Annotated in this window: 14 protein-coding genes; 5 read left to right on the top strand and 9 right to left on the bottom strand. The window is 71.7% G+C overall.

Annotated features, from left to right (window positions below; translation table 11 throughout):
* Nucleotides 1-112: 112 nt before the first annotated feature.
* Nucleotides 113-745, bottom strand: a complete 633-nt coding sequence (locus AB0O29_RS27845; protein WP_365156548.1) for a TetR/AcrR family transcriptional regulator — start codon at nt 743-745, stop codon at nt 113-115.
* Between the two features lie 272 nt (nt 746-1,017).
* Here AB0O29_RS27845 and AB0O29_RS27840 point away from each other — a divergent pair, with 272 nt between their 5' ends.
* The 4 genes from AB0O29_RS27840 to AB0O29_RS27825 all read left to right on the top strand — a co-directional run bounded on the left by AB0O29_RS27840 (nt 1,018) and on the right by AB0O29_RS27825 (nt 5,228).
* Nucleotides 1,018-2,001: a tetratricopeptide repeat protein gene (locus AB0O29_RS27840; RefSeq protein WP_365156546.1), complete on the top strand. Its 984-nt coding sequence runs from the start codon at nt 1,018-1,020 to the stop codon at nt 1,999-2,001.
* A 634-nt stretch (nt 2,002-2,635) separates the two neighbouring features.
* Nucleotides 2,636-3,280, top strand: coding sequence for a DUF6230 family protein (locus AB0O29_RS27835; protein WP_365156544.1), 645 nt, complete (start codon nt 2,636-2,638; stop codon nt 3,278-3,280).
* A gap of 114 nt (nt 3,281-3,394) precedes the next feature.
* The gene (locus tag AB0O29_RS27830; RefSeq protein ID WP_365156543.1) at nt 3,395-3,943 is read left to right on the top strand and encodes a DUF6114 domain-containing protein; all 549 of its coding nucleotides are present in this window, start codon (nt 3,395-3,397) and stop codon (nt 3,941-3,943) included.
* On the top strand, nt 3,933-5,228 hold the full coding sequence (locus AB0O29_RS27825; protein WP_365156550.1) for a hypothetical protein: 1,296 nt from the start codon (nt 3,933-3,935) through the stop codon (nt 5,226-5,228). Before AB0O29_RS27830 ends, AB0O29_RS27825 begins: the two co-directional genes overlap by 11 nt.
* A 125-nt stretch (nt 5,229-5,353) precedes the next feature.
* Here the strand turns inward: AB0O29_RS27825 and pyk are convergent, their stop codons facing one another.
* From pyk to pta, 3 genes are all read right to left on the bottom strand, one after another.
* On the bottom strand, nt 5,354-6,784 hold the full coding sequence (gene pyk, locus AB0O29_RS27820; protein WP_365156540.1) for a pyruvate kinase: 1,431 nt from the start codon (nt 6,782-6,784) through the stop codon (nt 5,354-5,356).
* A gap of 62 nt (nt 6,785-6,846) precedes the next feature.
* Entirely contained in the window at nt 6,847-8,061 is a 1,215-nt protein-coding gene (locus AB0O29_RS27815; protein ID WP_365156537.1) for an acetate kinase, read from the bottom strand.
* 80 nt (nt 8,062-8,141) lie between these two features.
* Complete coding sequence (pta, locus tag AB0O29_RS27810; protein WP_365156534.1) at nt 8,142-10,232, bottom strand: phosphate acetyltransferase; 2,091 nt, start codon at nt 10,230-10,232, stop codon at nt 8,142-8,144.
* A 236-nt stretch (nt 10,233-10,468) separates the two neighbouring features.
* Here pta and AB0O29_RS27805 point away from each other — a divergent pair, with 236 nt between their 5' ends.
* Entirely contained in the window at nt 10,469-11,494 is a 1,026-nt protein-coding gene (locus tag AB0O29_RS27805) for an ATP-dependent 6-phosphofructokinase (RefSeq protein WP_365156532.1), read from the top strand.
* Between the two features lie 125 nt (nt 11,495-11,619).
* Here the strand turns inward: AB0O29_RS27805 and AB0O29_RS27800 are convergent, their stop codons facing one another.
* The 5 genes from AB0O29_RS27800 to AB0O29_RS27780 all read right to left on the bottom strand — a co-directional run bounded on the left by AB0O29_RS27800 (nt 11,620) and on the right by AB0O29_RS27780 (nt 20,190).
* Nucleotides 11,620-12,243: an XRE family transcriptional regulator gene (locus AB0O29_RS27800; RefSeq protein ID WP_365156529.1), complete on the bottom strand. Its 624-nt coding sequence runs from the start codon at nt 12,241-12,243 to the stop codon at nt 11,620-11,622.
* Nucleotides 12,244-12,596: 353 nt separating this feature from the next.
* Nucleotides 12,597-14,888: a 1,4-alpha-glucan branching enzyme gene (glgB, locus tag AB0O29_RS27795; RefSeq protein ID WP_365156526.1), complete on the bottom strand. Its 2,292-nt coding sequence runs from the start codon at nt 14,886-14,888 to the stop codon at nt 12,597-12,599.
* Nucleotides 14,885-16,318 (bottom strand): maltokinase, encoded by a 1,434-nt coding sequence (locus AB0O29_RS27790; RefSeq protein ID WP_365156523.1) that lies wholly within the window; start codon nt 16,316-16,318, stop codon nt 14,885-14,887. Before AB0O29_RS27790 ends, glgB begins: the two co-directional genes overlap by 4 nt.
* Nucleotides 16,319-16,504: 186 nt before the next feature.
* Entirely contained in the window at nt 16,505-18,199 is a 1,695-nt protein-coding gene (treS, locus tag AB0O29_RS27785; protein WP_365156520.1) for a maltose alpha-D-glucosyltransferase, read from the bottom strand.
* Nucleotides 18,196-20,190 (bottom strand): alpha-1,4-glucan--maltose-1-phosphate maltosyltransferase, encoded by a 1,995-nt coding sequence (locus tag AB0O29_RS27780; protein WP_365156518.1) that lies wholly within the window; start codon nt 20,188-20,190, stop codon nt 18,196-18,198. Before AB0O29_RS27780 ends, treS begins: the two co-directional genes overlap by 4 nt.
* Nucleotides 20,191-20,506: the final 316 nt, after the last annotated feature.

Below are 20,506 nucleotides of genomic sequence, written 5' to 3'. Positions count from 1 at the left end.
GCGCCCGCGGGCTACTCGCCCCCCCCCCCCCCGGGGCGGGGGGCGGGCGCGCGGCCCCCGCCCCGGGGAGCCCGCGCGGCCGGCCCCGCGCGCTCTCCCGGCCGGCGCCGCCTCAGGCGCGGGCGGAGAGGCCGTGCATCAGCAGGGCGGTGAAGGCGGCCACCCAGCCCTCGTCCACCGGCTCGGAGCTCACCAGCGCGCGGTGCACCACGGTGCCCGCGATCACGTCGAAGATCAGGTCCGTGGTGTGCCCGGCGAGGGCCTGGTCCTCCTCGGCCGGGAGTTCGCCGCGCTCCTGGGCCCGCTCGCGCCCCAGTACGACGAGACGTTTCTGCCGGTCCACGATCGCCGACCGGATCCGGTCGCGCAGCGCCTCGTCCCGGGTGGACTCGGCGACCACCGCCATCAGGGCCGTACGGGCCTCCGGGCGCCGGAGCAGCGCCGCGAACTGCAGGACCACGTACTCGATGTCCGCTTCCAGCGAGCCCCGGTCGGGCAGTTCGAGCGCGTCGAAGAGTTCCGCGACCGCGTCCACGACCAGTTCGTTCTTCCCCGCCCAGCGCCGGTACAGCGTGGTCTTCGCGACCCCCGCGCGGGCCGAGACGTCCCCCATCGTCAGCTTCGACCAGCCCAGCTCCACCAGCGCGTCCCGCGTCGCCGCCAGGATCGCCGCGTCCGCGGCCGCACTGCGGGGGCGGCCGGTGCGGCCGGGCTGGGGGGTGGTGCGGGAGCAGGGGTTGCGCATGGCCGAGACCATACCCGTCAGTAGCGGAACCGTCGGGGGCCCCGGAGGTGTGCTTCAGATCACGGGGCGCCCGGCGTCCGGGGGAGTTACGCTACGGCTCGTAGCGTAAGAGCGACAACCACGCGAAGAGCTACCGGCGCCAGGTGGGGACCCGGCGCCACAGCAGTGAGGCAGTGAGAGCAGCACCACGCGGAAACGTCGGACACGACGTTTCACGCGGGATCTTCCGGGATCCTTTTCGTCGGCGCGCGCACACGGGGGAGGATGTACGCATGCAGCCCAGAAACATGTCCATGAGCGGCGTCGTCGACCTCGCCGCGGTGAAGGCGGCCGGCGAAGCCAAGGCGAAGGCCGAGCAGGCGCGCGCGGCCTCCGCCCGCCAGTCCGGCGGCGACGCGCCCGGCGGCGCTGTACCGCCCTCCGCGCTCGTCATCGACGTCGACGAGGCCGGCTTCGAAAGCGACGTCCTCCAGCTCTCCAACGAGGTCCCGGTCGTCCTCGACTTCTGGGCCGAGTGGTGCGAGCCGTGCAAGCAGCTCGGTCCGCTCCTGGAGCGGCTGACCGTCGAGGCCGGCGGGCGCCTCGTCCTGGCGAAGATCGACGTCGACGCCAACCAGATGCTGATGCAGCAGTTCGGCATCCAGGGCATCCCGGCCGTGTTCGCCGTGGTCGCCGGCCAGGTGCTGCCGCTGTTCCAGGGCGTGGTCCCCGAGCAGCAGATCCGCGAGACCCTGGCCCAGCTGGTGCAGGTCGCCGAGGAGCGCTTCGGCATCCTCGGCATCCAGGTCGACCCCGACGCCGAGGGCGCCCCGGCGGCCCCGGCCGCCGTGCCGGCCGGCCCCCACGACGCGCTGCTGGAGGCGGCCGTCGTCGCGCTGGACGCGGGCGACCTGGACGGCGCCGTGCAGGCGTACAAGAACGTGCTCGCGGACGACCCGGCCAACACCGAGGCCAAGCTGGGCCTGGCCCAGGCCGAGCTGCTCTCGCGGGTGCAGCACATGAACCCGCAGACGGTGCGCTCCACGGCCGCCGAGAACCCGCGCGACCCGGCCGCCCAGATGGCCGCGGCCGACCTGGACCTGGCCGGCGGACACGTGGCGGACGCCTTCTCCCGCCTGGTGGACACCGTGCGGGTGACGGCGGGCGACGAGCGGGACTCCGTACGGGTCCGGCTGCTGGAGCTGTTCGAGGTCATCGGCGCCGACGACCCGCGGGTGACCGCGGCCCGCACGGCGCTGGCGCGCGTGCTGTTCTAGGACCCCGTCCGTTCTGGAGTCCCGCCCTTTCTGGAGCCCCGCCCGGCTCCGGCTGGAGCGGGATCCCGCCGGGTGACCGGCGATTTGTTGACACGGAGATAAACAGCGGCCGCGCTTTGCCAAAACTTGGTAATCGTGGCCGCTGTTACTCGCAGTAAATCGAACCCCGTGAACTGTCCGGTTGGTTCCTTCTTCACCCCTTCTGTCGTGGCCCTGGGTGACACCCTGTGTGGCCGCTGTGCGACGTAGGGCGGCGCTCCGGTTACCCAGCCGTTACCCGCGAGTAACGACCCCCCTTGTGCCCCGGCCTGGAATGGACCACGATCGGCGACGCTCGGTCCTTCCCGTAGAGCCGCTCATCCGGCGGCCGCGGCGGAGGGTCCCCACCGGGTGGGCCGGTGGCACGCACACCGGCCGTGGACAGGGGGGTCTCTGCCACACCGGCAGGGCCTGTCCTCCAGGTTGCGCGAACGCGTGGCCCAGTGGTTGTCGCTCGGGGGTGATCGCCGGTGTATCGGACGCGGCTGCGCCGCGGCTCGGCCGCCTGCGCTCCTTCCCGAGGACGTAGCACTTCTCCCATCCCAGGCCGGGCTCTGTCCGGACCGGAGATGTACGTCCGAGAAGGAGGAACGAAATGAGTTCTCAGGTTCGTGGCGGGACCAGATGGAAGCGCTTCGCGCTCGTCATGGTGCCGTCCATCGCGGCCACGGCCGCGGTCGGTGTGGGTCTGGCGCAGGGTGCCCTCGCGGCCTCGTTCAGCGTGTCGGGCCAGGACTTCAAGGTGTCGGCCGACTCGCTCGTCGGTGACAACCTGATCCAGTACGGCAGCGTTGCCGAGGGTGCGACCCTCGGCAGCAAGGACATCAGCAAGCACCCGGTGACGATCTCCGGCTTCAGCCGCGCCGAGATCACCAACATGTGCCAGTCGCTGGTCACCCCGGTGCCGGGCCTCGGCGCCATCACGCTGCAGCTGCACACCGGCAACAAGGGCAAGCCGGCCGTCGCCGAGAACATCTACCTCGACGTCGCCGAGCTGGACGCGGACGCCAAGTTCGACCAGCTTGACATCGGTGTCGCGGTCGGCGACGGCAGCCACGTCACCAAGCCGGTCCCCGGCACGGTGGCGGACGGCGGCCTGTTCTCGCAGCGCGCCAAGAAGGCGACGCTGACGAACGTGCGCCAGAAGGCGTGGGCGACGACGGCGGGCACCTTCACGCTGCCCGACCTCAAGCTGCGCCTGCTCAGCGGCAACCAGCCGTGCTACCAGGACGAGAAGTAAGCCTCGTCCCGGATGCGTGACTGACCGGACGCGCGGGCGGCGGCAGCCGTCGGCGCCCGCCCGTCCGGGCTCCACAGAGTTCTCCGTACCACCGTTTCCAGGGAGCTGTTGTCCATGAACCCCCAGGCCCCGGTTCACGCCGCAGACGATCACTGGCTCACTGTCCTGCGCCTCCGCTTCCGTGCCTGGCGTGGTACCCGTCCCTTCTGGGCGGGCCTGTTCACGCTCCTCGGCGGAGTGCCGATCATCTACTTCCCGTTCGCGGACATCCGCCTGGCCAACGTCACGCTCGCGATCGCGACGACGTCCGGCTCCGTCTCGCTGATCCTCGGCGTCCTGCTGGTCACCCTGGGCATCGCCCTCTGGTTCCAGCAGGGCATCCGGGTCTTCGCGGGTGTCGCGGCGATCCTCCTGGCCCTGGTGTCGATCCCGAAGTCCAACCTCGGCGGCTTCTTCATCGGCTTCCTCACGGCCATGGTCGGCGGATGCCTCGCGCTGGCGTGGTCGCCGGGCGTCCCGGTGGAGGAGGAGCCCGAGCAGGCCGAGGCGGCGCCTGCGGACCTGGACCCGTTCCACGGCGTCCCGGGCCCCCGCGAGACGGAAACGGCGTACGTGACCGAGAAGACTGCCCACGCCGATGGCGGGAGGAACAGTGCGGGGTGACGAGACGCAGCGGGGCGTGGCCCCAGGCGCAGAGTCCCGTGAGAGAAAGGGCCGCCACGCGGCGCCCAGGAAGTCGCTGCTGAACAAGCTCCAGATACCCGTCGGCAAGACGATGGCGCTCGCGGCGATGCCGACGGCCGTGCTCGTCGGGATGGGCATGGCCCCCAAGCTGGCCCTGGCCGACGACAAGGAGATCCCCTTCGCTCCCGGCCCGTGCGTGACGCGCTCCGACGAGCCCTCGCCGTCGGCCTCGCCGTCCCCGTCCGGGTCCCCGTCCGCGAAGCCCTCGCCCGGTGCCTCGCCGGGCGCGAGCGCCTCGCCGGGTGCGGGCGGGCTGGTGCCCAAGCCGCAGACGAGCCCCTCGGCCAAGCAGCCCGAGGCGCCGAAGGAGCGCAAGCAGGAGACCCCGGCGGCCAAGCCGTCCGCCAGCGCCTCCCCGTCCCCCTCGGCGACGAAGACGTCCAACCCGCTCGACCCGCTGGGCGTCGGCGACGCCCTCAAAGGTCTGGTGGACGGCCTCGGCAAGCCCCTCCAGGGCGCGCAGAAGCCGGCGCCCGCCCCCGTCACGCCGAGCACCCCGAGCCCCCCGAAGACCGCGGCCCCCGACCCGGCGGCCGACGCGATCCGCGACGCCGCCAAGAAGGCCGGCGCCACGGTCGAGGAGCTGCCCCAGTCGGTCAAGGACACCGTCAAGACCCCCAAGGACGAGACGGGCAAGACGGCGGCCGACGCCGACAAGGCGGACGGAGCCTCGCCCTCCCCGTCCACCACGGTGGACCCGGACGGCAAGCAGCCCTTCCCCTGCCCGACCTTCGACGCCAAGGCGCTGGCCGACGCCAGGCTGGAGCAGGGCATCCCGCTCCTGCCCGACGAGCCCTGGTACCTGGACAGCTCCCTGCTGACCCTCTACGGCCTGGACTACGAGGGCATCGTGGAGGTGAAGACGGCGAGCGGGAACGTCAAGAAGGTCCTGAAGTTCACGGCGAGCTCGCTGGACATCAAGGACCTCTACCAGACGGTCGGCAAGACGGGGAACGTCGCCCACCTGAAGTCGCGCCCGGGCTCCACGTCCACGATCCGCGACGGCAAGGTCACGATGTACACGGAGAGCCTCAAGGGCAACCTCTTCGGGCTCATCCCGATCGAGTTCACCCCGAACAGCCCGCCGCCCCTGAACGTCCCCTTCGCGTTCTTCACGCACGTCAAGGTCGTCCAGGCCGGCCAGTTCGGCGGCAACCTCACGGTCCCCGGCCTGCACAACTACATCGGCCCGCCGGAGGGCTAGTCCGCGCGGCGGTCCGCGCGGCGCCGCGTCCGCAACGCACCGAGGGCGGCACCCCGGGTCCCCTTCAGGGGGCCGGGGTGCCGCCCTCGGTCTCTGTGCGGCAGAGTCGGGCGGGCTCGGGGGCCTCAGTCGCGGGAGGCTCCGCCCAGGTGGTGGACGCGGACCATGTTGGTCGTGCCCGGGACGCCGGGGGGCGAGCCGGCCGTGATGATCATCGTGTCGCCGGTGTTGAAGCGCTGGAGCTTCAGGACCTCGGCGTCGACCAGCTCGACCATCGCGTCGGTGCTGTCGGCGTGCGGGACGATGGCCGACTCGACGCCCCAGCTCAGGGTGAGCTGGTTGCGGGTGTTCACGTCGGTGGTGAACGCCAGGATCGGCTGCGTGGCGCGATAGCGGGACAGGCGGCGGGCGGTGTCGCCGGACTGGGTGAAGGCGACCAGGGCCTTGCCGTCGAGGAAGTCCGCGATCTCGCAGGCCGCGCGGGCGACGGAGCCGCCCTGGGTACGCGGCTTCTTGCCCTGGACCAGCGGCTGGAGGCCCTTGGAGAGGAGCTCCTCCTCGGCCGCCGTGACGATCTTCGACATCGTCTTGACGGTCTCGATCGGGTAGGCGCCCACCGAGGACTCGGCGGAGAGCATGACCGCGTCGGCGCCGTCGAGGATGGCGTTGGCGACGTCGGAGGCCTCGGCGCGGGTCGGCCGGGAGTTGGTGATCATCGACTCCATCATCTGGGTGGCGACGATGACCGGCTTGGCGTTGCGGCGGCACATCTCGATGAGCCGCTTCTGGACCATCGGGACCTTTTCGAGCGGGTACTCGACGGCCAGGTCGCCGCGGGCCACCATGACCGCGTCGAAGGCCGCGACCACGGCCTCCATGTTCTCGACGGCCTGCGGCTTCTCCACCTTGGCGATGACGGGGACCCGGCGGCCCTCCTCGTCCATGACGCGGTGGACGTCCTTGACGTCGTCGGCGTCGCGGACGAAGGACAGGGCGACCATGTCGCAGCCCATGCGGAGGGCGAAGCGCAGGTCGTCGACGTCCTTCTCCGACAGGGCGGGGACGTTCACGGCGGCACCGGGCAGGTTGATGCCCTTGTGGTCCGAGATGACACCGCCCTCGATGACGATGGTCTTGACCCGCGGGCCCTCGACCTCGGTCACCCGCAGCTCGACGTTGCCGTCGTTGATCAGGACCTGGTCACCCTTGGCGACGTCGCCCGGGAGGCCCTTGTAGGTGGTGCCGCAGATGGACTTGTCGCCCGGGACGTCCTCGGTGGTGATGGTGAACTCGTCACCGCGCACCAGCTCGACGGGACCCTCGGCGAAGGTCTCCAGGCGGATCTTCGGACCCTGGAGGTCGGCGAGTACGCCGACCGCGCGCCCGGTCTCCTCGCAAGCCCTCCGGACGCGGTCGTACCGCTCCTGGTGTTCTGCCTGGGAACCGTGGCTGAAGTTGAATCGGGCCACGTTCATACCTGCCTCGATGAGCGCTTTCAGCTGCTCAAGCGAGTCGACGGCGGGGCCCAGCGTGCAGACGATTTTGGAACGGCGCATGAAGCGGATCCTATCCGTTTGTTTCGCAGCGGAATATTCCGTCTGGTGGAAAGTCCAAGTGACTAGCCGGTAACCAGCGCGTACGCCTGGGTGGCGATCTCCAGCTCCTCATCCGTGGGCACCACGGCCACCGCCACCCGCGCGTAGTCCGTCGAGATCAGCCGGGGCTCCGCGGAGCGCACCGCGTTCGCCTCCAGGTCCAGCGCGAGCCCCAGCTCCTCCAGTCCGGAAACCGCCGCCTCGCGGACCGCCGCGGCGTTCTCGCCGACGCCCGCCGTGAACACCACCGCGTCCACCCGGCCCAGTACCGCCGTGTAGGCGCCGATGTACTTCTTCAGCCGGTGGACGTACGCCGCCAGCGCCAGGCGCGCCGCCTCGTCGCCCTCGCCCGCCCGCCGGGTCACCTCGCGCATGTCGTTGTCGCCGCACAGACCCAGCAGACCGCTCTTCTTGTTGAGCAGCGAGTCGATCTCGTCCACCGACAGCCCGCCCACCCGCGCCAGGTGGAAGACCACGGCCGGGTCCAGGTCCCCCGAGCGGGTCCCCATGACCAGGCCCTCCAGCGGGGTAAGACCCATCGAGGTCTCCTCGCAGACCCCGCCGCGCACGGCGGAGGCCGAGGCCCCGTTGCCCAGGTGCAGCACGATCACGTTCACGTCCTCCACCGCCCTGCCCAGCAGCGCGGCCGTCGCGCGCGAGACGTAGGCGTGGGAGGTGCCGTGGAAGCCGTACCGCCGGATGGAGTACTTCTCGGCGGTCGCCGCGTCGATGGCGTACCGGGCCACGTGCTCCGGCATCGTCGAGTGGAAGGCCGTGTCGAAGACCGCCACCTGCGGGAGGTCCGCGCGCAGCTCGCGGGCCACCTCGATGCCGGTCACGTTCGCCGGGTTGTGCAGCGGGGCCAGCGGGATCAGGTTGCGGATCTCCGCCAGCACCTCGTCGTCGATCACCGTCGGGGCGGTGAACCGGGTCCCGCCGTGCACCACCCGGTGGCCCACGGCCGCCAGTTCGGGGGAGTCCAGGCCCATCCCGTCGGCGGCCAGCTCCTCGGCCACCGCGCGCAGGGCCTGCGCGTGGTCCGCGATCGCCCCCGTCCGCTCGCGCCTGCCGCCCCCGGCGCCCGGGCCGGCGAGCGGCTCGTGCACCAGCCGGGAGCCCTCCTCCCCGATCCGCTCCACCAGGCCCACGGCCAGGCGGGAGGAGTCCGCCATGTCGAGGAGCTGGTACTTCACCGACGAGGAGCCGGAGTTGAGGACGAGTACGCGCGTTGCGGTCACGGTGCGGGTCTTTCCTTCGGGGCGGACGAGAGGCGGACGGGAGACGGGCGGGATGCCGGGGGAGGGGTGGTGAGGGAGGGTCAGGCGCCGGCGGAGGGCGACTCCTGGGACTGGGCCTGGATCGCGGTGATCGCCACGGTGTTGACGATGTCCTGCACGAGCGCCCCGCGCGAGAGGTCGTTGACGGGCTTGCGCAGGCCCTGGAGCACGGGGCCGATGGCGATGGCGCCCGCCGAACGCTGCACGGCCTTGTAGGTGTTGTTGCCCGTGTTCAGGTCGGGGAAGATCAGCACGCTCGCCCGGCCGGCCACCTCCGAGCCGGGCAGCTTGGTCGCCGCCACCGAGGGCTCCACGGCCGCGTCGTACTGGATCGGGCCCTCGATCAGCAGGTCCGGCCGGCCCCCGCGGACGGTCTCGGTGGCCTTGCGGACCTTCTCCACGTCCGCGCCGGAGCCGGAGGTGCCGGTGGAGTACGAGAGCATCGCGATCCGGGGCTCGACGCCGAAGGCCGCGGCGGTGGCGGCCGACTGGACGGCGATGTCGGCCAGCTGCTCGGCGTCCGGGTCCGGGTTGACCGCGCAGTCCCCGTACACGAGGACCCGGTCGGCCAGGCACATGAAGAACACGGAGGAGACGATCGAGGCCTCCGGCTTGGTCTTGATGATCTCGAAGGCCGGGCGGATGGTCGCGGCGGTGGAGTGCACGGAGCCGGAGACCATGCCGTCGGCCAGGCCCTGCTGGACCATCAGCGTGCCGAAGTAGTTGACGTCGGTGACCACGTCGTGGGCCAGCTCGACCGTCATCCCCTTGTGGGCGCGGGCCTGTGCGTAGTACTCGGCGAACCGCTCCCGCATCGGCGAGGTCGCCGGGTCGATGAGCTGCGCGGCGGAGATGTCGACGCCCAGGTCGGCGGCCTTCTTCAGGATCGCCTGCTCCTCGCCGAGGAGGGTCAGGTCGCAGACGCCGCGGCGCAGCACCACGTCCGCGGCCCGCAGCACCCGCTCCTCGGTGCCCTCGGGCAGTACGACGCGGCGGCGCTCGGAGCGGGCCCGCTCCAGCAGCTCGTGCTCGAACATCATCGGGGTGACGCGCTCCGAGCGGGCCACCGACAGCAGCCCGCGCAGCTCGGCGGTGTCCACGTGCCGCTCGAAGAGGCCGAGCGCGGTCTCCAGCTTGCGCGGGGTCGCGGAGTTCAGCCGGCTCTGCAGCGAGAAGAGCTCGGCGGCCGTCGGGAAGCTGTTGCCGGCCACCGACACCACCGGGGTGCCGGGCGCCAGCTTCGAGGCGAGGGTGAGGACGTCCTGCCCGGGGCGCTCGCCCAGGGTCAGCAGGACCCCGGCGATCGGCGGGGTGCCGGAGGTGTGCGCGGCGAGCGCGCCGACGACCAGGTCGGCGCGGTCCCCGGGGGTGACCACGAGGCAGCCGGGGGTCAGGGCGGCGAGGAAGTTCGGCAGCATCGCGCCGCCGAAGACGAAGTCCACGGCGTCGCGGGCCAGCCCGGCCTCGTCGCCGAGGAGCACCTCGCCGCCGAGCGCCCGGGTGATCTGGGCGACGGTCGGGGCCGCGAGGGACTTGTCGTCCGGCAGGACGTAGCAGGGCACGGGGAGGCGGGCGGCGAGCCGCTCGGCTATGGAGTCCCGGTCCGCGGCGGCGACCCGGTTGACCACCATCGCCACCACGTGGCAGCCCAGGCTCTCGTAGGCCCGGTGGGCGTTGCGGGCCTCGGCGCGCACGGTGTCGGCGGGCTGCCCGGTGCCGCCCACGACGGGTACGACGACCGCGCCGAGCTCGTTGGCGAGGCGGGCGTTCAGCGCCAGCTCGTCGGGGAGGTTGGTGTCGGCGTAGTCGGTGCCGAGGACCAGCATCACCTCGTAGTCCCGGGCCACCCGGTGGTAGCGGTCCACGAGCCGGGAGACCAGCTCGTCGGTCCCCTTCTCGGCCAGGACCGCCGAGGCCTCCCCGTACTCCATCCCGTAGGCCGCCGAGGCGTCCTGGTCGAGCCGGTAGCGGGCCTTGAGCAGGTCGAAGAGGCGGTCCGGTGCGTCGTGCAGCAGCGGACGGTAGACGCCGACCCGGCCCGTCTGGCGGGTCAGCAGCTCCATGATGCCCAGCTCGACGACCTGGCGGCCGTCCCCCCGCTCGATCCCGGTCACGTACACGCTGCGCGTCACGCGTGCTCTCCGTCCATGCTGTGGGTGGTGGATATGTGTTTGATGCGGCTCGACCTCTTGACAGTACCCCGGTCAGTGGATAAAGCGCCCGCCGGAAAAAGGGCCCGGACGGCCGGGACGAAAGGCCTGCTGGGCGGAGCAACACGGAGCGCGGGCCGCCCCGACGCCGTGGAACAATCGGACACGTGGGATCAATACGCCCATCAGGTACGACCAGGAGCAGGAGACACAGGACGATGCGTATCGGAGTTCTCACCGCAGGCGGCGACTGTCCCGGCCTGAACGCCGTCATCCGGTCGGTCGTCCACCGCGCGCTGGTCGGCCACGGTGACGAGGTCATCGGGTTCGAGGACGGCTTCAAGGGCCTCCTCGACGGCCACTACCGCCCCCTGGACATCAACGAGGTCAGCGGCATCCTGGCGCGCGGCGGCACCATCCTCGGCTCGGCGCGCATGGAGCGCGCCCGGCTGCACGAGGCCGCCGAGAACGCGGCGGAGCTGGCCCGGCGCTACGAGATCGACGCGCTGATCCCGATCGGCGGCGAGGGCACCCTGACGGCCTCCCGGATGCTCTCGGACGCCGGGATGCCGGTCGTCGGCGTGCCGAAGACCATCGACAACGACATCTCCGCCACCGACCGCACCTTCGGCTTCGACACCGCCGTCACCGTCGCCACCGAGGCCATCGACCGCCTCAAGACCACCGCCGAGTCCCACCAGCGCGTGATGGTCGTCGAGGTCATGGGCCGCCACGCGGGCTGGATCGCCCTGGAGTCCGGCATGGCCGGCGGCGCCCACGGCATCTGCCTGCCGGAGCGGCCCTTCGAGGTGGACGCCCTGGTCAAGATGGTGGAGGAACGATTCGCCCGCGGTAAGAAGTTCGCCGTCATCTGCGTCGCCGAGGGCGCGCACCCGGCCGAGGGCTCCATGCCGTACGAGAAGGGCGCCATCGACGCCTACGGCCACGAGCGCTTCGCCGGCATCGGCAACCGCCTCGCCGTCGAGCTGGAGCACCGCCTCGGCAAGGAGGCCCGCCCGGTCATCCTCGGCCACGTCCAGCGCGGCGGGGTCCCCACCGCCTACGACCGCGTCCTGGCCACCCGCTTCGGCTGGCACGCCGTCGAGGCCGTGCACCGCGGGGAGTTCGGCAACATGACCGCCCTGCGCGGCACCGACGTGGTCATGGCCCCGCTGGCCGATGCGGTCACCGAGCTCAAGACGGTCCCGGAGGACCGCATGTACGAGGCCGAGTCCGTCTTCTGAGCGGGCCTTCCGGCCCGTCCCGCCGGGACCTCCGTCACCGGTTCCGCGCCGAACGGCCCCGGACGCCCTCCCCCGAGGAGGCCGTCCGGGGCCGTCGCGCATCCGCCGGGCGCGCCGCGCGTGAGCTATCCCGCACCGCCGGCCAGCGACCAGAACCGCTCGGAGATCGCCTCCAGGTACTCCCGGCCGGCGTCGCCCGTCCAGGTGGAGCTGTCGCCGCCGCCCCAGCTGACGGTGGCGACCATCCGCTGCTGGTACTCGTTGTAGAGGAGCTCCAGGATCCGCTCCAGCTGGGACTTGGGCACCGGGAGCAGCTTGGCGAGCGGTTTCACGTACGCCTGCCAGCGGGTGGTCGCCGCGCTGCGCAGCAGCCCGTCGAGCTCGTCCTTCTTGCCGGTCACCGCCACGAACTGGGCCAGGCTCAGCTTCAGGGCCGTGGCGAGGGCGGCGGACTGGCGCTCGTTGCCCTTCCAGCGCCCGCTCTCCTCCATCTTCAGGTAGGCGCCCGGCTCCAGGCCCACCCGGCGGGCCAGGTCCTCGGGGTCCAGGCCCCGGGCCATCCGGTGTTCCCGCAGGGTCACGGGCTCGGCGAGCAGTTCCCCGGGGGAACACCAGAGCACGCCGGCGAGGGCGGTGAGCTCGGCGGAGCTGGGCGACTGCTCGCCCCGCTCCCAGGCCATCACGGTCTCGGGTGCGACGAGCAGGCCGTACTGGGCCCGCAGGCCGTAGGCGACATGACCGGGAGCCATGCCCAGGGCCGCGCGAAGGCGACGCGCGGCGGGGGCATTGAATGGTGGGCTGGAGTGCACACGGCACACGGTAGAAGTGGCCAAGCCGTTGCGACTACGGACTATTCAAACAAGCCAATAACTCGTAGGAAAGTCCTATGCAGTTCATGACTTTATGCGGTTTTCCCGGCGACTGTCCGGTAATCGGATGGTTGGAAGATCCATTTACAGCGTACGGATCCGGCCACTCCATTTCAGGGGGCTTTTCGGACCCGCCGAGTGATCCCCGCCACACACCGTGAACCACACCCCCGAGCCGTACGTGATCCATATCGGGGCCCTCGCATACGGGGGTAGCGAGGGCCCCCGCATGCTCAGGGCCTGAACCAGACCGTCGCCATCGGCGGCAGCGTCAGCCGCAGGCTCTTCTCCCGGCCCTGCGCCGGGACCGGCTCGGGCCGCAGCGGGCGCTCGTGGTGCACCCCGCTCCCGCCGTACACCTCCCGGTCCGTGTTGAGGACCTCCCGCCACAGCGGGACCGCGTCCGGCACCCCGATCCGGTACCCGTGCCGCACCACCGGCGAGAAGTTCGACACGCACAGCAGCGGCGAGCCGTCGCCCGCGTACCGCAGGAAGGCGAACACGTTGTCCTCGGCGGCGTCCGCCTCCACCCAGGCGAAGCCCTCCGGCACCGAGTCCCGCTCCCACAGCGCCGGCGCCGCCGTGTACGCCCGGTTCAGGTCGCGCACCAGCTCCCGCACCCCGCGGTGGTCCCCGGCCGCCGGGTAGGAGGAGTCCAGCAGCCACCAGTCCGGCCCGTAGGTCTCCGACCACTCCGAACCCTGTGCGAACTCCTGCCCCATGAAGAGCAGCTGCTTGCCCGGATGGGCCCACATGAAGCCCAGGTACGCCCGGTGCGTGGCCCGCTGCTGCCACCAGTCGCCCGGCATCTTCGACACCAGCGAGCGCTTGCCGTGCACCACCTCGTCGTGCGAGATCGGCAGCACGTAGTTCTCGCTGAACGCGTACACCATCCCGAAGGTCATGTCGTGGTGGTGGTACTTGCGGTGCACCGGCTCCTTCGACGCGTACCGCAGCGTGTCGTGCATCCAGCCCATGTTCCACTTCAGGCCGAAGCCCAGCCCGCCCGCGTCCGTCGGCCGGGTGACCCCCTCCCAGGCCGTGGACTCCTCCGCGATCGTCACCACGCCCGGGCAGCTCCGGTACACCGTCGCGTTCATCTCCTGGAGCAGCGCCACCGCGTCCAGGTCCTCGCGGCCGCCGTGCGCGTTCGGCGACCAGTCGCCCTCGCCGCGCGAGTAGTCCAGGTACAGCATCGAGGCCACCGCGTCCACGCGCAGCCCGTCCACGTGGAACTCCCGGCACCAGTAGACGGCGTTGGCCACCAGGAAGTTGCGGACCTCCTTGCGCCCGTAGTCGAACTCCAGCGTCCCCCAGTCCGGGTGCGCGGCCCGCCGCGGGTCCTGGTGCTCGTACAGCGGCCGCCCGTCGAACTCGGCCAGCGCCCAGGCGTCGCGCGGGAAGTGCGCCGGCACCCAGTCGACGATCACCCCGATCCCGGCCCGGTGCAGCGAGTCCACCAGGAACCGGAAGTCGTCCGGGGTGCCCAGCCGCGAGGTGGGCGCGTAGAAGCCGGTCACCTGGTAGCCCCACGAGCCGCCGAAGGGGTGCTCGGCGACCGGCATGAACTCCACGTGCGTGAAGCCCAGCTCCTTGACGTACGAGGGCAGCTGCTCGGCCAGGCTGCGGTAGCTCAGCCCCGGCCGCCAGGAGGCCAGGTGCAGCTCGTACACCGACATCGGGGCCTGGTGCGCCGGGCGCAGCCCCCGCGCGGCCATCCACCGCGCGTCCCCCCACTCGTAGCGGGAGGCGGTGACCACCGAGGCGTTCGCCGGCGGCACCTCCGCGTAGCGGGCCATCGGGTCGGCGCGCAGGGTGTGGCCGCCGTCCGGGCAGGTGACGTCGTACTTGTACAGGGTCCCCTCGCCCACCCCCGGCAGGAACAGCTCCCACACCCCGGTCGAGCCCAGCGAGCGCATCGGGTACGCCACCGAGTCCCAGCACGAGAAGTCCCCGGTGACCCGCACCCCCTGCGCGTTGGGCGCCCACACGGTGAACCGGGTGCCGGCCACCCCCTGGTGCTCCATGACCTCCGAGCCGAGCGCCGTCCACAGCTCCTCGTGCCGGCCCTCGCCGATCAGGTGCAGGTCCAGCTCGCCGAGGGTGGGCAGGAACCGGTACGGGTCGTGGACCTCGACCTCGTCGCTGTCGTACGCCACCAGCAGCCGGTAGTCCGGCACCCCGGTCAGCGGCAGCAGCCCGGAGAACAGCCCGTCCCCCTCGTCGAAGAGCTCGGCCCGCAGCCCCTTCGCCAGGATCGTGACGGCCTTCGCGTACGGGCGCAGCACCCGGAAGGCCACCCCGCCCCGCTGGGCGCGGGCGCCCAGCAGCGCGTGCGGGTCGTGGTGGCGGCCCTCCAGCAGCCGGGCCCGTTCGCCCGCGTCCAGGGCGGGGGCCGGCCGGACCCCGTGCGGCGGGGCGGCGCGGCGGGCGCGCGGGGCGCGGGGCCGTTTCGCCTCCGCGGCCCCGGGGGTCGCTGCGGCTTCCTCTCGGACGGTCGGTGACGGCTGTCGTGCGGCGCTCACGCGAGCGGCCTCCTCGGGGGCTTCGGGTGGGGGGTGGTGCCGGGTGCGGGCGGGGGCATGCGGTGGGCGGGGCGCTCGGGCGCCGACAGCCGGCGGATCGCCGCCATCGGGACGTGCAGCCAGTCGGGGCGGTGCCGGGACTCGTAGCGGGCCTCGTACACGGCCTTGTCGGTCTCGTACGCGCGCAGCAGGACCGGGTCCTCGCGCGGGTCGCGGCCGGTGGTGCGGGCGTAGCCCTCGCAGAACGCGGCCCGGCAGGCGTCCGCCCAGGCGGGGGCGAAGGGCCGGTGCGAGCGGGCGGCGTAGTCGAAGGAGCGCAGTATCCCGGCGATGTCGCGGACGGCCGGTTCGGGGCGGCGGCGGTCGGCCAGCGGCCGGGCGGGCTCGCCCTCGAAGTCGATCAGCGCCCAGCTGCCGTCGGCGGTGCGCAGGGTCTGGCCCAGGTGCAGGTCCCCGTGGATGCGCTGGGCCGGGACCCCGGCCCCCCGGGAGGCGGCCAGGGCGTCGAAGGCGCCGCGCAGCCCGGCCTCGTAGGGCCGCAGCGCGGGCACCTCGCGGGCGGTGGCGGCCAGCCGCGCGGTCATCCCGGCGGCGAGCCGGGCGGTCTGCTCGGGCCCCAGGGCCAGGGTGGGCAGGGCGTCGGCCAGGGCGCTGTGCACCTCGGCGGTGGCCCGGCCCAGGGCGTGGGCCTCGGCGGTGAAGTCGGCGCCGGCGCCGAGCCGGCGCAGGGCCAGCTGCCAGCCGTCGTCGGAGCCGCGCAGGTAGGGCTGGAGCACGCCCAGGGTCAACGGTTCTCCACCGCCCGGGGCGGCCTCGTACCAGGCGACCGGGGCGGGCACCCGGGCGCAGCCGGCGGCGGCGAGCGCTCTGGGCAGCTCCAGGTCCGGGTTGATCCCGGGGCCGACCCGGCGGAAGACCTTCAGGATGAACGAATCGCCGTAGATCAGCGAGGAGTTGGTCTGCTCCCCGGACAGCGGGCGGGGGGTGAGCCCGGGTTCGATCGGGGCGTCCGGGTCCCGGTCGAAGCGGAGCGGGCCCAGCGTGCCGGGGGAGCGCAGCCGCTCCAGCAGGATGGCGGCGAGCCGGGGGTCGCCCAGGGCCTCGTACACGGCGCTGCCGGCGTACGGGCCGGACCGGGCGTGGCCGATCAGGGCGGGGGCGAGGGCGGGCGGCAGCGGGGTGGGGCGGATGCCCAGCAGCAGCTGGTAGCAGTCGCCGTCCACGTCGAGCAGCAGGTGCAGCAGTCCCGGGACGGAGCCCGGGGGCAGCAGCTCGGCGGCCGAGACGGCCCTGAGCCGGCCGATCTCGCGTCCCTTGCCCGCGAACCAGCGCTGCGCGGGCAGCCACTCCCTCAGCATCGGTTCGAACGGGCCGATCCCGGCGGCCCGGTCGGCCGCCAGCCGGCTCCGGGCGGATGCAGCCTCCGACATGGCGTCGCGTCCTTTCCCCGGGCCGTCACAGAATGCGCAGAGTGTCCCGGATGTGCGGCAGTTGCTTCTCCGGTAAGTGCGAGTGTCGGGTCAGGATGCTCCGTACAGGGGCGGGCGTTGACCCGTTGGAGTGCCCGCCCCGTTCCGGTACCGCGCAGGTTCGCGCGACTGGCCTACAGCGGGCGCCTACTCCCGGCGCAGGCGGAACCAGTAGAAGCCGTGGCCCGCCAGGGTCAGCAGGTACGGCCATTCGCCGATCGGCGGGAAGCGCACGTCGCCCGTGAGCTCCACCGGGACCCGCCCGTTGAAGGACCGCAGGTCCAGCTCGGTGGGCTGCGCGAAGCGCGAGAAGTTGTGCACGCACAGCACCAGGTCGTCCCCGTACTCGCGCAGGAACGCGAGGACGGCCGGGTTGGACGAGGGCAGTTCGGTGTACGAGCCGAGGCCGAAGGCGGGGTTCACCTTGCGGATCTCGATGAGCCTGCGGGTCCAGTGCAGCAGTGAGGAGGGCGACGCCATGGCCGCCTCGACGTTGGTGACCTGGTACCCGTAGACGGGGTCCATGATGACCGGCAGGTTCAGCCTTCCCGGATCGCAGGAGGAGAAACCGGCGTTCCGGTCGGGGGTCCACTGCATCGGCGTGCGCACGCCGTCGCGGTCGCCGAGCCAGATGTTGTCGCCCATGCCGATCTCGTCGCCGTAGTAGAGGATCGGCGAGCCGGGCAGGGACAGCAGCAGGGCGGTGAACAGCTCGATCTGGTTGCGGTCGTTGTCCAGGAGCGGGGCCAGGCGCCGCCGGATGCCGATGTTGGCGCGCATCCGGGGGTCCTTGGCGTACTCGGAGTACATGTAGTCGCGCTCTTCGTCCGTGACCATTTCGAGGGTGAGCTCGTCGTGGTTGCGCAGGAAGATGCCCCACTGGCAGCGGTCCGGGATCGCCGGGGTCTTGGCCAGGATCTCCGAGACGGGGTAGCGCGACTCGCGGCGCACGGCCATGAAGATGCGCGGCATGACCGGGAAGTGGAAGGCCATGTGGCATTCGTCGCCGCCGGCCGCGTAGTCCCCGAAGTAGTCCACGACGTCCTCGGGCCACTGGTTGGCCTCGGCGAGCAGGACGGTGTCCGGGTAGTGCGCGTCGATCTCCGCCCTGACCCGCTTGAGGAGCTCGTGGGTGCGCGGCAGGTTCTCGCAGTTGGTGCCCTCCTCGGCGTACAGGTAGGGCACGGCGTCGAGGCGGAAGCCGTCGATGCCGAGGTCGAGCCAGAACCGCAGGGCGGAGACGATCTCCTCCTGCACGGCCGGGTTCTCGAAGTTGAGGTCCGGCTGGTGCGAGAAGAAGCGGTGCCAGTAGTACTGCTTGCGGACGGGGTCGTACGTCCAGTTCGAGGTCTCGGTGTCGACGAAGATGATGCGGGCGTCCTGGTACTGCTTGTCGTTGTCCGCCCACATGTAGTAGTCGCCGTAGGGGCCGTCGGGGTCCTTGCGGGACTGCTGGAACCACTCGTGCTGGTCGCTGGTGTGGTTCATGACGAAGTCGATGATCACCCGCATGCCGCGGCTGTGCGCGGCGTCGACGAACTCCACGAAGTCGGCGAGGTCCCCGAACTCGGGCAGCACGGAGGTGTAGTCGGAGACGTCGTAGCCCCCGTCACGCAGCGGCGAGGCGAAGAACGGCGGCAGCCAGAGGCAGTCGACGCCCAGCCACTGGAGGTAGTCCAGCTTCTGGGTGAGCCCCTTGAGGTCCCCGACGCCGTCGCCGTTGCTGTCGTGGAAGGAGCGGACGAGGACCTCGTAGAAGACGGCCCGCTTGAACCAGTCGGGGTCGCGGTCCTTGGCGGGGGTGTCCTCGAAGGTGTCGGGGACGGGATCGTTGATCATCATGTGGTGGGTGACCCTCCGGTGGGCGGGGACGGTCGCAGGGCGGCCAGGACGTGCGCGGGCGTACGGCCCGGTTCCAGGCGCACGTAGTTCGCCCTGCCCCAGTGATAGGTCTCGCCGGTGAGCTCGTCGCGCACCGCGAGGGACCCGTGCCAGTCGAGGCCGAGTACCGGCATGTCCAACGAGACCGTCGCCTCCTGGGTGTGGTGCGGATCGAGGTTGACGACCACCAGTACGGAATTGGCCCCTGCGTGCTTCGAATAGGCGATCACCTGTTCGTTGTCGGTCGCGTGGAAGTGGATGTCCCGCAGCTGCTGGAGGGCGGGGTTGCGCCGGCGCATCCGGTTCAGGGAGGTGATCAGCGGGGCGATGGAGCGGCCCTCGCGGTCGGCGGCGGCCCAGTCGCGGGGGCGCAGCTCGTACTTCTCCGAGTTCAGGTACTCCTCGCTGCCCTCGCGCACCGGCTCGTTCTCGCACAGCTCGTAGCCGGCGTAGACCCCCCAGGTGGGGGAGAGGGTGGCGGCGAGGACCGCCCGGACCTCGAAGGCGGGACGGCCGCCCTTCTGGAGGTACTCGTGGAGGATGTCGGGCGTGTTCACGAAGAAGTTCGGCCGCATCACGGAGGCCGAGCGGGTGCCGGACAGCTCGGTCAGGTACTCGGTCAGCTCGGCCTTGGTGTTGCGCCAGGTGAAGTACGTGTACGACTGCTGGAAGCCGACCGAGGCCAGCGCCCGCATCATCGCGGGCCGGGTGAAGGCCTCCGCCAGGAAGATCACGTCGGGATCGGACTTGTTGATGTCCGCGATCACCTTCTGCCAGAAGACGACCGGCTTGGTGTGCGGGTTGTCCACCCGGAAGATCCGGACCCCGTGCTCCATCCAGTGCCGCAGGATCCGGCAGGTCTCCTCGACGATCCCGGCCATGTCGGCGTCGAAGTGGACCGGGTAGATGTCCTGGTACTTCTTCGGCGGGTTCTCGGCGTAGGCGATCGTCCCGTCGGCCCGGTGGCGGAACCACTCCGGGTGCTTCTCCACCCAGGGGTGGTCCGGGGAGCACTGGAGGGCGAAGTCCAGCGCGATCTCCAGCCGCAGCTCGCGGGCGCGCGCCACGAAGGCGTCGAAGTCCTCCAGCGTCCCCAGCTCCGGGTGGACCGCGTCGTGCCCGCCCTCCGGGGAGCCGATGGCCCACGGCACTCCCGGATCCCAACTCCCTGCGGAAAGGGTGTTGTTGGGCCCCTTGCGATAGGTCGAGCCGATCGGGTGGATCGGCGGCAGGTAGACCACGTCGAAACCCATGGCGGCGATGGCCGGAAGCCGTTCGGCGGCGGTCCGGAACGTGCCGCTCACCGGGGTCGAGCCGGGCTCCGCCACCGCTCCCTCGGAGCGCGGGAACATCTCGTACCAGGAGCCGAAGAGGGCCCGCTTGCGCTCGACCAGCAGCGGCAGCGCCTTCGCGGAGGTCACCAGCTCCCGGTACGGGCGCCGGGCCAGCGCCGCGTCCACCGCCGGGGCCAGCGCGGCCGCGTGGCGCACCTCCGCGGGCAGGTCCTCGTCGCGCATCGCGTCGGCGGCGGCCAGCACGGCCTCGCGCCCGTCGCGCTTGGGAACCTTGGCGGCGGCCCGCTCGTAGAGCTCGGCGCCTTCCAGGAGCATCAGCCCGGTGTCCAGACCCGCCGGGATCTTGACCGCGGCATGGGCCCGCCAGGTGGCGACCGGATCGCTCCACGCCTCGACGGTGTACGTCCACCTCCCCTCGGTCTCGGCGGAGACCCTGGCACCCCACCGGTCGGTACCGGGGGCCAGCTCGCGCATCGGGACCGGCGGGCGCAGCCGCCCGCCGGGATCGCGCATGACCACATGGGCGGAAACGGCGTCGTGACCCTCCCGGAAGACGGTGGCGGAGATTTCGAAGACCTCGTCCACCACCGCTTTGGCGGGTCTGGCGCCGCAGTCGACGGCGGGGAGGACGTCCAGCACGGGAATGCGACCGATCATGATGGGATCACCTGGAGGCAGTTCGCAGGGCTCGGTGACGGGCCAGCCGGAATCACGGCTGGTAGTGCACGCTCTGTTCGCTCTGTTTCTAGCCGCTCGGAAGACGGCTGGGCTGCGGGCATGGCCGCTCCTGTCCGCGTTCACTCGGGTGGCGGGAGAAGGTCGGGGGAGGGTGCGCCGTGCGTGTACCGCGTGTACCCGCTGAGCCCTTCCCAATCCTCCGGCGCCCAATCCGTGCTGTCGGTTAACTACTCGTACGTAGGGAGCGCCCCATTCCCCAAGGGGCCGCTCGACATCCGCCGAGGCTCCGTCAAGT

Origin of the sequence: Streptomyces sp. NPDC089915 (assembly GCF_040684675.1) — a bacterium.
GTDB lineage: Bacteria > Actinomycetota > Actinomycetes > Streptomycetales > Streptomycetaceae > Streptomyces.
Note: the sequence above shows the minus strand (reverse complement) of the source record. Positions and strands in the feature narration are given on the sequence as shown.

Bases quoted from the DNA above. Each gene is read 5' to 3' on its own strand.
- AB0O29_RS27845 (WP_365156548.1), bottom strand. From the start codon at position 745: ATGCGCAACCCCTGCTCCCGCACCACCCCCCAGCCCGGCCGCACCGGC.
- AB0O29_RS27840 (WP_365156546.1), top strand. From the start codon at position 1,018: ATGCAGCCCAGAAACATGTCCATGAGCGGCGTCGTCGACCTCGCCGCG.
- treS (WP_365156520.1), bottom strand. From the start codon at position 18,199: ATGATGATCAACGATCCCGTCCCCGACACCTTCGAGGACACCCCCGCC.
- pyk (WP_365156540.1), bottom strand. From the start codon at position 6,784: ATGCGCCGTTCCAAAATCGTCTGCACGCTGGGCCCCGCCGTCGACTCG.
- AB0O29_RS27805 (WP_365156532.1), top strand. From the start codon at position 10,469: ATGCGTATCGGAGTTCTCACCGCAGGCGGCGACTGTCCCGGCCTGAAC.
- AB0O29_RS27800 (WP_365156529.1), bottom strand. From the start codon at position 12,243: ATGGCTCCCGGTCATGTCGCCTACGGCCTGCGGGCCCAGTACGGCCTG.
- AB0O29_RS27780 (WP_365156518.1), bottom strand. From the start codon at position 20,190: ATGATCGGTCGCATTCCCGTGCTGGACGTCCTCCCCGCCGTCGACTGC.
- AB0O29_RS27835 (WP_365156544.1), top strand. From the start codon at position 2,636: ATGAGTTCTCAGGTTCGTGGCGGGACCAGATGGAAGCGCTTCGCGCTC.
- AB0O29_RS27790 (WP_365156523.1), bottom strand. From the start codon at position 16,318: ATGTCGGAGGCTGCATCCGCCCGGAGCCGGCTGGCGGCCGACCGGGCC.
- AB0O29_RS27830 (WP_365156543.1), top strand. From the start codon at position 3,395: ATGAACCCCCAGGCCCCGGTTCACGCCGCAGACGATCACTGGCTCACT.